The sequence below is a fragment of the Desmonostoc muscorum LEGE 12446 genome, assembly GCF_015207005.2.
Lineage (GTDB): Bacteria > Cyanobacteriota > Cyanobacteriia > Cyanobacteriales > Nostocaceae > Nostoc > Nostoc muscorum.
In genome coordinates, this window is the sequence record NZ_JADEXS020000001.1 from 8,392,392 (window position 1) to 8,406,570 (window position 14,179).

Consider the following 14,179-nt stretch of genomic DNA (forward strand, 5'->3'; position numbering starts at 1 on the left):
AAATCAAAGCTACTGCTTGTCAGAACCAAGGGTAATGCCACCAGGCATGATCAATAAGCCCGCCTGTTGAGTGGCAGCATTGCCTGCGGCAACACTTTTACGGCGATCGGCAGTATTGATGGCTGAAAGTTCCTTGGCTGTTTGAGCGGTTAAGGTGTTACTCAATGCCCTGTCAATGCGTGCTTGCTGGGCTTCAATAAGCATTCGCTCGTTGACGCGACTGGTAATGGCAGTCTGTTGGGATAGGTTTTGCAAAATCTGTTGGGTGACATCTAAACTTTGGGATTCCTCACCCAAGCTGACGCTTTCTTGAGTATCTTGTTGAGTAGCTTGCTTAATTTGAGCCATCTGACTTTGGGCTGTTTGGCTCAAAGTAGCCTGATTAGCGATCTCTGTGGCAACTGTTCTAGTAGCATATTTACCAAGGTCTTCACGGATACCATAAGAGCTTTGACCATTGGTTTTGTTCTCCAAAGTTTCAGACAGCACGGCACCAGGATCGTTGTTGGCTGAACCGTTCATGATTCCTGCCAAAACTTTGTTTAAATCTGGAATTTGAATTGCACCCAAGGCAGAATTGAGCAAATTGCCAAGAGGATTAAATAGGTCATTTTGAGCGAAATTTTTGACATCTCCCACAAAATCATTGATTTGAGATGTTGTGTCTGAGGTGAAAATACTACTACCAGTAGTTTTGTTACTAACAGCAGCAGCTACTGGATCTCGACCGTTGTCTTGAGTACTGGCAAGGGCTGGACTGGCGATAGAACCAAGTGACAAAATTAGAATCGGTGCTATCAATCTGATAAAGGTAAGTTTAGATTTCATGATTCACCTTCCTTAATGCAGTTTTTAGATATATCAACTTGCAATCAGGCTACTTTCAGCCTGTTGGCCATCGTTATTCTCTTGGCGATCGCCTTCTTGTTGCAGAGATGCTCCACTTTGGTGGGGCCTGTCCGCAGGACTTACCCAATCACGCAATGCTGAGGTTTGATGTATCTCTCGACCAATATGCTTAAACCCTTTGTTTTCCTTCAAAGCAGGAATGTAAGCATCTGTAAACGCTCTCAGTCCTAACAGATTGCCTTTAGCGGTATCTGGATACTGAGCCATCACCCGTTCTCGTGCTTCCCGTTCATCCTGGTTATTGGCAACACTGGCCAGCATCATTTCGGCAGGGTAAAAGCGGGTACGCCAGAATCTACCACCTGTTTCTACTAGCCAACAGGAATAAAGGTCGCTGGTACGAGGCAAAAATGCTTCAGTCGCATTCTGACTGATAATATTGACGGGATAGCCTAGATACTGTTTGAAAGAAGCAATACCGCTACTGGTAATACGTCCGGTAATCCGGTAGGTCATGTTCTGCATAATTTGAGCGCCTGTTGAACACTCGCAAATGGTATCCGGGTCTTGGGACAACAGCAGAACAGCAATGCCTTCTTTCCTTCCCGTGGCACAGGTTTCGCCTATAATTTGGGCAAAGCCATCTTTACGTAACAATACGGAAAGCTCATCGCCAATAAACAAACTCTTAGGATGGGATAGGGCATTACGGATACAGGCACTATGGGCGTTAATTGCCATCAAGTAAGCATCCTGTTCGTTACTCAATCCACTGAGAGCAAAGAATTTAATCGCTGGTAATGGGGAAAAAGTGCTGGGACGAGCGATCGCTTTTCCCAATCTAGATGCGAGTAAAGCACTAACCTGATTCTGGATTTGGTTGAGTGCCTGTCGGTCAATTTCTTCAAAGGATCTCAGATTAAGGCGCTCTCTAGTGCAGAACTTGACGAAATCTGGTAGCGTGGGTATCTGCTGCCATTCTGGTGAAAGCCAGCCCATCTCAAAGGCTCGGTTGTAACGAGTAATAATTTCTGGGTCTTTTAGAAATACGTCCAAAGCTTTGACTAGCAAGGCATCAACCCGTTGAGCTAAATGGGGGTTTGTGACTTTACCCATCGCGATCGCTGTTAATGCTTTGCGAATAAAGTCCTTCCAAGATTCCATGCGCCGTTCCCGTTCTGACTTGTCGAACCGTCGCAAATCTGGCGGTTCCAGTAGGTTACTGCTGCCACTGGAAATATCGTAATATGCTCCTTGTTCGCCCAAAAGTTCAATTGCCGTCTTGAAAGTGCTGTTACCACTAGAAAACTGTTAGCCAGCAAGTTGCAAGCGTGGGTTAACTCTTGGGCACTGTGGCGGTAAACTAGAAATACAGGCGCACAATGCAACGCTTTCGTGCCTTCGTAAAGTCGTCGCTGGGCTTCAAAGGATTCCTCCTGTTTGATTTCCGCTCCAACGTCCCGTCCCTGTCCTTTGGTGATGGCTAAAGTGCGGGCTGTTTTGGATTGTTTTGCCTGACGCGCTAGGTTGTCTTGGATGAAGAAGTCATTGCTGCGACTGATTTCAACCCAAGCTTCTGTATCGTGGACGTAGCTGGAAACAAGGATTTTCCAGACCCACTTTAGCTGGTCTTGGGCATTAGACCAACCAACGGGGGGATCTGCTACGACCATGACTCCACAAACCTTGCTTTTACCTCTCAGGTAAACTCGGTCATTATCTCCCCGATGTTCGGGACAAGCAGAACGTCCTTGTTGTCCTTCAATCAGTAATGTACAAATGTGTTTGTCGGTGGTTAGGGTTTCTGTTAACTCTAGTCCCGTCTCAGTCTCCTTCAGTGTAATGACTTGGGGAATAGGAGGTGCTGCACCCTCATTAAATCGATTCCAAAGCCACTGCCACAAATCTGTAGCACTGCAAGGCGTTACTTCTAAGCCAATTTTGGTATTGAGCAGCAATTCCCACTGGATAAACCCTTGCTGAAATCCTTGCAGTAAGAGCTTTTTGAAAAACTCCTCTTGGTAAATGCGTTTATTCCCTGTAATCAATTCAACTGCCCAAGAGCCGAATTTTCTGCATTTTTCAATCAGTCCACCCACAAAATCCTTTTGCTGTGAACCAGCTTCATCATCGCTCGTCCAAGTACAGAAGGCGATTTGGTTCCAGATTTGGCGAGAACCTGCTTCCTTGAGTTGTTCCACCCGCAATTGCTCGTTACGCAACAGTACAGAAACTGGTTTTAGGTGGCAATCGTCTGCTAAGGCAGTAAGCGGGGTTTGGCGTTTGTGCGGTACTCCCTTGGTAGAGCCTGTCTGTATGGGATATGACTCAGTATCATCACTATAACAGCCTGTACAAAAGGTAATTTTTTCACCGGGGGGTAGTTCTTTCAAACCCTCTTCGATAGAGTGGGCAAATTCGCTGACTTCATTTTCATGCAGTATGTCATGCAGTCCAGCGATGCGAAACCCAAACACGAGTTGATACTGAGAGTTGCCTTTATCTAATAACAGGGCAGCCACTTGACGATCATCCTTCTTAATTTCTGCAATACAGCAGATGTTTACCTCATTTTGGAAAGGCATGAACTTACTTTTGCCTCCATATTGATTCGGTACAATCAGCGGCTTGAATCGAATTTGCACTTGCGAGTCTGTATAGCGCCGACGCACCCACCAGGGTCGATATTCGGGGATCGGTGAGATGTAAATGCTGTTACTATTGCACCACTCTGTTCCCGGTGGATTACGCCATCGATCTAAAAACTGATGGGGCTGTTTGCCTGTGAGAATCCACCAACTAATAATTAGCCAGAAGGAGGTGGCAAAGAACCAACCCATACCTAAACTGAGTAAACCATTGGTGAGAACATAGCAAACTACAATGATGGCAATCCAAGGAACTAACTGTTCAGCCGGAATTGGCCCAATGCTGGCTTGCTTGCCTAGAATCCGATTGACTTTGATGAATTCTCGATTGTCTTGTGCCATATTTGTGTAATTCTCTGGTGCTGCATTAATAGTCTGTCAACCAAGAAGTGACAAGTGAAGATAAGCGGGAGAATAGGACTTTTATTCTTGTCATGAACCTCTCAAAGTTGTCTTGACGAACTATTAGCAGAATTTTTCATTCTTTCCGATTTTTGTCGATAACTGACACCGCCTAAAAATTATGAGCAATATGTTATGAATGTGCTATCTGTGAGAGCCATATTTAACAAGAAATAATTCAGGAGTCATGAGTCAGAAGTATGCTGAATTCTGTAGAAGTGGTGGATGAATAAATGGTGAAAAACTACACTAAATTTGTATAAGCTGTCGCGTCTTTACTTTTCCAAAACATTCTCAATATATCAATAGTTACGGTTTTCAAAAAGTGCAAATTGTAGGTGCGACAGCTTATTGAGTGGTCAAATTTCGTGGTGGCGAGTCTAAGAGGAAAGTGACGCTACTTAGTAGTTAACAGATACCAACTGCGGGGGCTGCCGTTGCGACTTTCCGCGTTCATCCCCCACTGATGAATTCTGACGAATATTTTCTGACTTCTGAATTCTTATTTAGTGGGTATAAAATTCAAGTTGGGTTTAGTTTATGGCTGTTGTTCCTGTGCCATTACCGACAAATATGAAAGTGATGACATCAATGGCAATTACGATGGAGAACGCTAGACCAACTTGAGTAACAATCGGCCGCCAGTCGTTACCTTGCTGTGCTTGGTTATAGGCAAATAGAGAAGCAGCAGCAACCAGCAGCAAGAATGCACCTCGGATGAGGTTAAATGTTAAACCAACAACGTTTGTATCCAAAGTGCTAGTGGAACCACCTCCTGCTTGGGAACTTTGTTGAGCTAGATTGTTGAAGAAGCTTTCTAACCCGCTTAAGAAAATAGCTTGGGCTGGAGTTGTAAAGGTATCGAGTAAAGCAGTAACAGTTATAATTGCGGCAACAATATGCCAGAAACGAATTTTTCTACCTAAATACTTTTCTAGAATTGGTACTGTCCGAATTATGTACCCAATACTCAAGAAAACAATGGTGGCACATCCCAAAATACTGACGAATATGGGTTTGGTAGCTAATAAATAAATTCCAATCGCAAGACATAGTAAAATGAAAAGTAAGTCAGTGCGGTTGATTTTCAGGTTTCTCAAGTTGGTTGAAAATTTCCGAGATGACAGCAGTTTTAACTTAGAAATGTGAGATTTTGTGTTGTTCATTTTTCTCTTCTCGTTTGTAGAATTAAACTTGCATTTCTGGTTTGCTGGCTTTTCTTTGAGTTTGTTTCTGGCGTTGTTTTGCAGTATCTTTATCAGTCTGGGCTTGGGTAGAGCGAGTTGATTGCTGATTGTCCAGTAGCGCTTCTATCTCACGCAGGGGAATGCTGCACTGCAAAATCTCCGGGGGTTGCCCTGGTACTAAAACGGCATCAAGTACTTGTTCATCGTTACGATTAGGGTTAAATCCTTGAAGTAGCCGTGTACCATTGGGCAGTTTTACTACTTCAAACTCGTATTTGACTTTGCCCTTTTCAGTCCAGGTGAATGTCGGTTCATCGTCGTTGTTAAATCGGTTAGGTAGTTGTTCTTGAAATTTTTGAATTAATGCTTGGGTACTGGCTTTGAGGGCGTATTCTTCTTTCGACTGTGGTAATTTGCAGATGCCCGTCTTTTCATCAAGGCTGAGATTGTCTTGTGCGATCGCCCACTGTCCCTGAGTGCGAGTAGCAGCAAAGAGTGTTTCACCTTGGGTATTTTCTAAGGCGATCGCTACCTGCTTGTCTTGTGCTTCTACCCATAAAGTTTTGTTACTGGAAATGGCAATACCTGCTTGGGGTGATTGATCAAATAATTCACCAGCAACTTTGGCAAACCCCACTAAAGCATCAGCACAAGCAGCTTGTTGTTGCTGTGCTTGGCGTTTCGTCAGATGTTCTAAAATGTCAACCTCTGCTGGTGGCTGATTAGCAGAGTTAGGTTGGACAATATCTGCATCAGTTTTTGACTCGACAGCAGTAGAATTATTTTGTGGTGCTGCTATCTGTTTTTCCAATCGGCTAACTACCATTTCTAAGCGGTCAAGTCGCTTGGAAAGAACTTTCAGGTAGGCTTCAATTTGGTCAAGCTGTTCGCTGACGCTGGCATCCTTATCTAATTCAAATGGTTGTGATTGGTATTTGGGGTCTAGTTTGGAACCAAGATTGTCTACTTTAGAGCCGATTTTGGTAGCAGCTACAGCCAGTGGATTGTCTGCGACTGATTCTTCAGATGTAGTTTGAGAATCTTGAGACTTTTGAGACTCTGGTAAGTCCGGCTTTGCTTCTTGCAAGCGACTGGCTATGTTATCTACGCGGTCATTCTGCTGTTGCAGTTCTTTGAGAATTCGTTCAAGCCGCTTGGAATCAGCTTCGGCTGCTAGCTGTTCCAAAACACCTTGTCCTACGGCAATTCCCAGAGATGCCAGTTGTCCTGTTAAGCCTGCTAAATTCACCCCATTCACTTCTCGTCCATTGGTGGCAGCTGTGGCACTTAAACGCGAAGCTTCGTCTAGAGGCTCTCTGGTTTTGGAGTTTTTAGCAGCAGTTTTATTGGTATTAGCTCTGTTCTGAGTTTTAGAGGATGTTTTAGGCTGAGAATTACTTTGGGTTTTAGTTGAAGTTTTAGTTTGGGCTGCGCTAACACGACTAACAGATGGTTCGTCTTCTTCACCTAAGTCATCTAAGTCATCAAGTTTAGTGTTGAAATCATCATTTAATAGGTCGTCTAGTTCGTCGTTTATATCATCTTTTTCTTCATCTAAATCGAGTAGGTCATCTTCTAATTCATCATCGAGATCGTCTAGTTCTGTTTCAGCAAAACCGCAAATTTCAGCAATGTTAGAAGGGGTAAAGTAGTTTTCATCTTTGCTGGTAATTCCTTCGAGGTTTTTAATCAGGTACTTGCCACTGGTTCTGTGGTTGGGATCGCTGGTGAGGTAAAAGCGATAGCCTCTAATCTCGTCATCATCCCCACCTCCTACACAGAGTTCTACTGTGATGGGGGCTTTACCCGATTCCTGGCTGTAATTTTCTACATAGGCTTTAAAGTCTTCGTGGGACTGGATAGAATCATCTTGAATTGAGGATGCGATCGCTTTATCCAATGTGTTTTCAATATGGCGGAGTTTGCGGCGATCTGTCAGGTTTTCCCATGAGCGATTTTGAGAATTTTGTCTTTGCTTAGGTTTGGTCAGTGTTTTGGTAGCCATAGGTACTCAAAGCTGATTGCCTTAAGAGTTAACCTAACAAGACTTTCTCTGGAAACAGCTAGACCAAATGGCGATTTATAAGTTGTCCAGTTGGCTAATATTGACAGTTAGCAGTTTTATGAACAAATATCCTCAAGCTAATTTTCTCATATGACTGAGAATAAACGAGGAATATGAAAAAAAAGTTACCAGCAGTGACCCATATTATTGGAAACATTTATCAGAACTGCGCGCTTCGCACAATTGTATTAATCTTCTGTAGGTAATTAACAGTAAAAGTACTAAAAATACTATTTTTAAAAGTGTGAAAAATGCTAAAATATACATCAGGATACAAAGCGTCACCAGAAGATATTTTGTTGCCGTTTGCGGAGATTTGGATGTGTTGGAGGAGTTGCTAGGATGATTGACCATGACAGGCTTTTCAAAGAATTAATATCTACATTCTTTGTTGAGTTTCTCGATTTATTCCTGCCTCAAGTAGCCAGCCAAATAGACCGCGATTCCATTCAGTTTTTACCCCAAGATGTGTTTACTGATGTCACATCTGGAGAAAAGAAAGAAATTGATTTGCTGGCACAGGTGCGTTATCAGCAACAAGACACTTGTTTTTTAATTCACGTTGAAAATCAATCTTATACTGAGACAGCATTTGCGAAGCGGATGTTTAAGTATTTTGCACGCTTGCATGAAAAATATGATTTACCAATTTATCCAGTTGTGATTTTCTCCTTCGACGAACCAAAACGTGCCGAACCTCAAAATTATCGTGTCACGTTTCCCGATTTAAAGGTGCTGGAATTTCAGTTTGCAGCAATTCAATTAAATCGCCTAAGTTGGCGGGATTTTTTAACGCAGCACAATCCAGTGGCGGCAGCTTTGATGGCGAAGATGAATATTGCGGTGTCAGAACGTCCGCAGGTGAAGGCGGAATGTTTGCGGTTGCTGACAACTTTAAGGTTAGACCCAGCGCGGATGCAATTAATTTCTGGATTTGTAGATGTGTACTTGGAACTGAATGCAGCAGAAGAAGAAGTCTTTCAAGCTGTGGTCGATACAATGGGATTAACTGAGCAGGAGGTATATATGGAAATTGTCACCAGTTGGGAACGGAAAGCAATACAGGTAGAACGACGGGCAACTATTACTAAGATTTTAAAGCTGCGCTTTGGGGACATTGATGCTTCTTTAGAAGGCATTATTCCCGCTTTGTTACAATTGTCCCCCGATGAATATATGGATTCACTCTTGCAAGCTGACCGTGAGGAGTTATTATCGCGGTTTCAAGGGTAATCGTAAATGGAATTTGTGACCAGTTGGCAAGAGGAAGGTGCAGAAGCCGAACGAAGAAAAGTCATTTCCGGGCTTTTGAAGTTACGATTTGGTAATTTAGATGCTGAGTTAGAGGCGATTATTCCTCAATTAATGCAGTTATCTAGGGAAGAATATCTTGGCTTACTTTTACAGGCTGACCGTGAGGAATTATTATCGCGGTTTCAAAGGTAATCGTAATTTGATAAAAGCGCCTATACTATTTTACGCATTTAAATAATCTCCTTTACCACTTTAGTTCAACTCTATATTATGACTGCTAATATGGTGTCCATTATGTGATGGCTCATGTTTTCTATGAAGTAATCGTTCCCTCTCTAAAATCATCGCTTCTAGCTCACTGGCACGTTCTTCTGAAAGTGGAAATATCTCCTCACCCGTCTGGAGATTGCCTCGACAAATTGTCCGCTTATCTTCATTTCGCACAATGAAATCACCACTGGGTTGCACATAAGCAGTCCAATGGCTACCTATCTTAAACTGCTCAATTTCATTACTTGCAGATTGATTGGCTTGTCGCTGTTCGTAGGTAGTAGCGATCGCTCCTACTAAATTATCAAACATTTCTTTACGCCAGAGTTCACGGTGAATGGCTCGGAATTGCCCGGCAGTATCTAACTTTGGTTCTGATTCCGGTAATGGAACTTCTGGCAGATTGATTGACTCAGGATTAACCTTGAGGATAATACTAGAGCCATCTGGTTGCAAAGTAGCAGCAAATGTGGCACCAATCGGCAGTTTCGGACTGTCAGGAGCAAAAGTACCTAAATTCTTGCCATCAATCTGTAATATTGGTGTACCGTTGTAACGATAAAACTCTGGGTGTGATTCGGGTAACTCAAAAACTCCCACTTCCAGAGTAACGCTGCGCTTTTTCCATTGCTTACTAGCAAAGTTTTCATTGGCAAAGTGATTGTATTTGATACCCAACACTTTAATTTCATCAAACTGAAAATTCTGAAGCTGTTGACATACTTCCTCTGTAAACAGGTTATATGCCAAAGCACCTACACCTGAATCCTGACGTGATGTTGCCCAACTATGATCTGCTGGAGGAATAATTCTCAAATCCTTGGGAATATTAAGTTCATCTAAATCGTTAATGTTTTCGCCAAATTTAGCTGCTAATTTATCAACTACTTTGGGGGATAAGTCTTTCAAAGCAAATTCAATCAGAGGTAATTGAGGATGAATCGTGGCATCAAATTTAATTCCCTTTTGTTCTAAAGATTCTTTCCATTTAATAGCACCTGCACCGAAAGGAACGCTCAAAACATAAATATCCTGTGGTAATGCAACACTTGGCAGTTCATAATCATGCTCAAACGAAAACGTAATTTCCATCTGTTCTGCCAGCTTTAAACAGTCTTTGCGATGCCGATCTAATTCTGGACGAGTGTGTTGTGTATGCCACAGTGCGGCTGCGCCTTCTGTGCGAGACGCTACGCATTGGCGGAGCTTGTCCGCAGGATTTACAAATCGTTCCTCTGAAGTGGGGAATAATTCATCAATTTCCGCCCGATAGCTTTCGTAGAGCTTTCCTAGTTCCTCATTAAAGGCTTCCCTGTCATCTCCCACCCGTTCTTTGATTTCGTCTCTAGCTTGCTGAAACCTTGTTTTCAGTTCTTCTGCCCATTCCAAGGCATCTACAGATAGCGTCTCTTTGGGAAACAGGTAGCGAAACTCATGCCTATCTCTACTGCGAATGCGTGTTGGTTCCCACACAGGATTGACTACAACTCTTGCAATGACGTTGATTGAGCCGGGAGCATCCGCAGGCATGGCAAAGGAGCGATAAAGCCGTTCATCTTTCTTAAAGTCAAAAAAGTAACTGGGGTGAGACTCTGACCATTTTTTGGCATCGGCGAGTAAATTTTCCCCACCTATTTCCTTGATATCTTCCAATCTTTCTGCACTTTTGGGCGAATCTACCTCAACCTGAAGTGCCTGAAATAGACGGTTTAGTAGCTTCCTTTGTCGTTTTTCAAATCGCTCCACATTCTCACTGTCTTGGGGCATCGATGACTGTACACGCCCAATGTTTGTTGCTACCAGCCCTACTTTATTTTGACTGCTGGCAGCAGCAATCTCTGCTAAATTTTTGTATTTTAAGTTGCCTTCTTCATCTGTGATTTCCGTATACGCCAGCTTAGGGCGTTGTTTAACTGGCTCAAATCGTCCCGGTTCACCTGCGCGGAGAGTTTCTTGAGCAATATTAGGCAGTTTACTGGTAGGGCTGACCATTAATTGGTCGCCGTCAAAATCGGCTTGATGGTATTCCTCGGCATCCTTGGGGTGAATCCAAACTACGTTGCGAGTTTTCCTCAATTCTGGATCGTGGATGTTTTGGTAGAGGCGGATGTTGTCGGAGTTGACAATGGGGTAACGGGTGAGAATTACATCTCCTTCCGGTAGGTGGGGTACACAGATTGTGCCACGAGTTAGGCGATCGCATGGCATTGCCATACCCGAATTATGGTTGTATCCTCCCTTAATTGCTAAATCGCGCCATTGATTGGCTATGTAATCGGTGGCAAACTTGCGAAATTTGGGGGTTTCAATCAATTGACCATATTTATCGCTACGTAATAAGGAAATCCAGCGAGATTCCTGCGCTTGATTGTTAGCATTATTCTCAATTTCGTTAAAAGCTTCTTCTGACTGCTCTTGCTGCGATCGCTGTTGTTTGTCATATTGTTGAATGATATATTTTGCCAACACCAAGGGATTGCGCTGCAACTCGGCAAGTTCTCTAGCTTTTTCTTCGGTGGGTTTGCTCAAATCTTGTTTGATTGCTTCTTCTGAGTACCAAATGGTAAATTGCCAACTATTATCGTAGCTGGTAGCCTTGGCGTTACCTCGATTACCGATTACCGCTTGGGGAAACTCATAGTCACCGCAGGGTATTAAGTTTTTGAGTTCCGACTTTTTAATGCCTTTAATTGAGGAACGATCCATAATAATGTCGTAGCCTTTGGCATCAGTCAAATTGGCATCGGGCAGGAAAGTACCTTTGGATAAGAAGCTGGTTTTTGGGCACTGAGAATTATCTGGTTCAGCCCAATTACTCCTCCAGGCAAACCGAAATTGGAATGGACAATTGTTTTCTCCTCCCAATTGTTTGGCAAGTTGGGGCGAAATCTTGCCGTGACAGTCTCCTGTTTTATAATGAGCATACTGTGGGTCTTCAAAGTCCACAATTTTGACTCTCAGCCCTGTAAAAGTTTCTGAGCCTTTGTAGCTAATTGCTAACTAGTAAAGAACCATAGCGACAGGCAGTATCCGGTTCTGTAGCGAATAAGCGTCTAATTTTTTTATGCAGTGAACCATCAGCAAAGTAATAACTATTGCCAGAACTGAAAGCTAACTTGCGTCGGATTCCATCCTGAAAGGTTCTTTGTCTTAAATGGTTGGCATCTGGATTTTTACTGTCAATTTTAACCAGTAGTAGAGATTGTAAATCTTCTGCTTCAAACATCTGTTCGAGCAGAGAATTTTTAATGATTTCTGGTTCAGATAAATATCTCCCTTTACCATTGTTATACGACCCATCAAAGATAGGTATGCTCAAACCAGAACCTTCTAAGACTCTAGTGGTTAAATCCATTACCAATCATCTATTAGATAGCTTATCTAGCAAGCATGAGACTCCAATATTCACCTTGGCACGAAATTACACTCAATAAAATCATCCAAGTGGATAATTTACTGATTTCATGACAGACGGTATTTTATACGGTATTAGCTCTGCTAGCAGACTTCCAAGAAAGTTAAATAGCTGAACAGTGCTTTTAATCGTATTATCATTTTTCCCCTGTGTTACTCAAACTACACAATTTTGAAGCTACCACTAAATTTTATGAATAAAAGAATTCAACGGCTAGAAGATGGTTTATTAGTAATGCTTTATGACGATGACCCAGATTCGCCAGGAGATGAGTTGATCACTCCTTCTGATGATATATCCCAAGATGAGCATTACCCCGAATATGCTCATCTCAAACCTGGTGAAAGCATAATAATTAAGGAAAATCCTATCAAACCTACATCAGGTTTTTATTATCCAAGTGGATATGAAGATTTAAATGAATTTCTCAATAGCGATCCTGGGGCAATTGATAGACTAAGTGATGAAAGTTCAACTACTCGTGGTTGGCGTCCACCTGAACCAGATGAATCTTGGTAAAACTTCCCTTAAGAGGCACGCATTAATAAGTTACCTTTTTGAATAACTGAAAACCTTGATTATCAGTTTTTTTGATGAAGTAGGTAGGTTATTTAGGTACAAATTATTAAGCTCAATTTTCCAAATTTTTTATGCTGATAACATTTCTGAATAAGCTGTTTGCACAGGTAAATAAACTGTGAAGATACTGCCTTTTCCAACAGTCGATGAAACAGAAATATTTCCCTGATGGGCTTCAACAATTTGACGGGATAAATATAATCCTAAACCGTTCCCCCGGCGTTGATGCTTCCCCTGTCGAAAGCGATCAAATAAGAGTAATTGTTCTTCTGGATTCATGCCAATACCTGTATCCTCTACTTCAATCGTTACCCCTTGAACAGTGGAATTGAGGCGAACTTCTACTGACCCAGCATCGCTGAAGCGAATGGCATTACCAACTAAGTTAGTGATAAGTCGGCGTAGTTCCAGGCGATCGCCTTTAACTCTAACTAAAGAAGCTTCAGTACCCTTTGTCAAGACAGCTTTGAGAGTTAAATGTTTAACATCGGCCAAAGGCATTAGTTCTTGCACTACCTGCTGACATAATTCCCACAGGTCAACCACAAAGAAATCCAACGTTTTGCCTCCAGCTTCATACTGGTAAACTTCTAACAAGGTATCGACCATTGACAACAAAGTTTGGTTACTCTGAGCCATTTGTTCTAAAGATTCACGCATTGCTGATAAGGTATTGCCAAAAACACCTCTTTGCAGCAACTTTAGGAATTGGTCAGCAGCTATCAACGGAGTTCGCAGGTCGTGAGTGAGGCGGGTTACAAAATCTTCCCGTCGCTGAATGAGGAATAGTTGTTCGTCCATACTGTGTTTCAGTCTCAACAAAGCCCGCACCCTGGCCAGTAATTCCTTCTTATCTACAGGCTTGCGAATAAATTCATCTGCACCTGCATCTAAACCTTTAACGACACTTGATTTTTCAGAACCTGTCACCAGCAAAATTGGGATAAAAGGTAAGTTTGAGTTGTGCTTAATTTGTCGGGTAACTTCATAGCCATCCATATCCGGCATCACTACATCAAGCAGTACCAAATCAGGAGGAGATTCGGCAATTTTTACCAATGCTTCAGCACCACTGTCGGCTATGATCACGTTGTATCCCTTCAGCTTTAAAGTGACTTGCAGCAAGCGGAGGCTGTCAGCTGAGTCATCCACCAGCAGAATTCTTTGGTTTCTTTGTTCTGAAGTTATATTCCAAGATAAAGTGTTCTTCATAAAACGCCTTTAATAAACCTAATCCCTTCCGAGTAGAGAAATAGAGTAGTCAAGCTAAATTTCGTTGGGAAAAGTGTTATTTCAACCGCCATGCTGACCACTACACGGCGATGAACATTCATCAGAATTTTTTGAAATTCAAGGCATTGGTCAATATAATTACTAATTCGTAATACTCGCCTCTAACGAGTAGCAAGCTACGTAATTGGTAATTAAGAAACTGGTTATAGTCTCCGATCTCTACAGGTCACAACCTTATGATTGAGGTCTAAATTCCCATGCATAACGTAATTACGAA

11 protein-coding genes are annotated in these 14,179 nt (G+C 42.4%); 3 read left to right on the top strand and 8 right to left on the bottom strand.

Annotated features, from left to right (window positions below; genetic code table 11):
• Nucleotides 1-9 precede the first annotated feature (9 nt).
• The 5 genes from IQ276_RS34420 to IQ276_RS34435 form a co-directional block, all read right to left on the bottom strand.
• Entirely contained in the window at nucleotides 10-828 is an 819-nt protein-coding gene (locus tag IQ276_RS34420; protein WP_235116221.1) for a hypothetical protein, read from the bottom strand.
• Between the two features lie 33 nt (nucleotides 829-861).
• On the bottom strand, nucleotides 862-2,013 hold the full coding sequence (locus IQ276_RS40820; protein ID WP_309245627.1) for a putative type IV secretion/conjugal transfer ATPase: 1,152 nt from the start codon (nucleotides 2,011-2,013) through the stop codon (nucleotides 862-864).
• Complete coding sequence (locus tag IQ276_RS40825) at nucleotides 1,977-3,839, bottom strand: hypothetical protein (protein WP_309245628.1); 1,863 nt, start codon at nucleotides 3,837-3,839, stop codon at nucleotides 1,977-1,979. Before IQ276_RS40825 ends, IQ276_RS40820 begins: the two co-directional genes overlap by 37 nt.
• Nucleotides 3,840-4,432: 593 nt before the next feature.
• Nucleotides 4,433-5,065, bottom strand: a complete 633-nt coding sequence (locus IQ276_RS34430) for a hypothetical protein (protein ID WP_185563638.1) — start codon at nucleotides 5,063-5,065, stop codon at nucleotides 4,433-4,435.
• Nucleotides 5,066-5,087: 22 nt separating this feature from the next.
• On the bottom strand, nucleotides 5,088-7,091 hold the full coding sequence (locus IQ276_RS34435; RefSeq protein WP_235116222.1) for a hypothetical protein: 2,004 nt from the start codon (nucleotides 7,089-7,091) through the stop codon (nucleotides 5,088-5,090).
• A 402-nt stretch (nucleotides 7,092-7,493) separates the two neighbouring features.
• Between IQ276_RS34435 and IQ276_RS34440 the strand changes: the two genes are divergently transcribed.
• Nucleotides 7,494-8,384 (top strand): Rpn family recombination-promoting nuclease/putative transposase, encoded by an 891-nt coding sequence (locus tag IQ276_RS34440; protein WP_193920949.1) that lies wholly within the window; start codon nucleotides 7,494-7,496, stop codon nucleotides 8,382-8,384.
• Between the two features lie 6 nt (nucleotides 8,385-8,390).
• Complete coding sequence (locus tag IQ276_RS34445) at nucleotides 8,391-8,597, top strand: hypothetical protein (protein ID WP_193920947.1); 207 nt, start codon at nucleotides 8,391-8,393, stop codon at nucleotides 8,595-8,597.
• A 60-nt stretch (nucleotides 8,598-8,657) separates the two neighbouring features.
• On the opposite strand, the gene IQ276_RS34450 is transcribed toward IQ276_RS34445, so the two are convergent.
• Together IQ276_RS34450 and IQ276_RS34455 are read right to left on the bottom strand one after the other, a co-directional pair.
• Nucleotides 8,658-11,621, bottom strand: a complete 2,964-nt coding sequence (locus IQ276_RS34450) for an RNA dependent RNA polymerase (protein WP_235116223.1) — start codon at nucleotides 11,619-11,621, stop codon at nucleotides 8,658-8,660.
• A gap of 43 nt (nucleotides 11,622-11,664) precedes the next feature.
• Nucleotides 11,665-12,030: a hypothetical protein gene (locus IQ276_RS34455; RefSeq protein ID WP_228043346.1), complete on the bottom strand. Its 366-nt coding sequence runs from the start codon at nucleotides 12,028-12,030 to the stop codon at nucleotides 11,665-11,667.
• Between the two features lie 252 nt (nucleotides 12,031-12,282).
• Between IQ276_RS34455 and IQ276_RS34460 the strand changes: the two genes are divergently transcribed.
• On the top strand, nucleotides 12,283-12,609 hold the full coding sequence (locus IQ276_RS34460; protein ID WP_193920945.1) for a hypothetical protein: 327 nt from the start codon (nucleotides 12,283-12,285) through the stop codon (nucleotides 12,607-12,609).
• A gap of 129 nt (nucleotides 12,610-12,738) precedes the next feature.
• Here IQ276_RS34460 and IQ276_RS34465 read toward each other — a convergent pair whose 3' ends face one another.
• On the bottom strand, nucleotides 12,739-13,881 hold the full coding sequence (locus tag IQ276_RS34465) for a hybrid sensor histidine kinase/response regulator (RefSeq protein ID WP_235116224.1): 1,143 nt from the start codon (nucleotides 13,879-13,881) through the stop codon (nucleotides 12,739-12,741).
• Between the last annotated feature and the right edge of the window lie 298 nt (nucleotides 13,882-14,179).

What these genes read in the sequence shown, in the direction of transcription:
- IQ276_RS34420 (WP_235116221.1), bottom strand. Translation starts at nt 828, where the DNA reads ATGAAATCTAAACTTACCTTTATCAGATTGATAGCACCGATTCTAATT.
- IQ276_RS40820 (WP_309245627.1), bottom strand. Translation starts at nt 2,013, where the DNA reads ATGGAATCTTGGAAGGACTTTATTCGCAAAGCATTAACAGCGATCGCG.
- IQ276_RS40825 (WP_309245628.1), bottom strand. Translation starts at nt 3,839, where the DNA reads ATGGCACAAGACAATCGAGAATTCATCAAAGTCAATCGGATTCTAGGC.
- IQ276_RS34430 (WP_185563638.1), bottom strand. Translation starts at nt 5,065, where the DNA reads ATGAACAACACAAAATCTCACATTTCTAAGTTAAAACTGCTGTCATCT.
- IQ276_RS34435 (WP_235116222.1), bottom strand. Translation starts at nt 7,091, where the DNA reads ATGGCTACCAAAACACTGACCAAACCTAAGCAAAGACAAAATTCTCAA.
- IQ276_RS34440 (WP_193920949.1), top strand. Translation starts at nt 7,494, where the DNA reads ATGATTGACCATGACAGGCTTTTCAAAGAATTAATATCTACATTCTTT.
- IQ276_RS34445 (WP_193920947.1), top strand. Translation starts at nt 8,391, where the DNA reads ATGGAATTTGTGACCAGTTGGCAAGAGGAAGGTGCAGAAGCCGAACGA.
- IQ276_RS34455 (WP_228043346.1), bottom strand. Translation starts at nt 12,030, where the DNA reads ATGGATTTAACCACTAGAGTCTTAGAAGGTTCTGGTTTGAGCATACCT.
- IQ276_RS34460 (WP_193920945.1), top strand. Translation starts at nt 12,283, where the DNA reads ATGAATAAAAGAATTCAACGGCTAGAAGATGGTTTATTAGTAATGCTT.
- IQ276_RS34465 (WP_235116224.1), bottom strand. Translation starts at nt 13,881, where the DNA reads ATGAAGAACACTTTATCTTGGAATATAACTTCAGAACAAAGAAACCAA.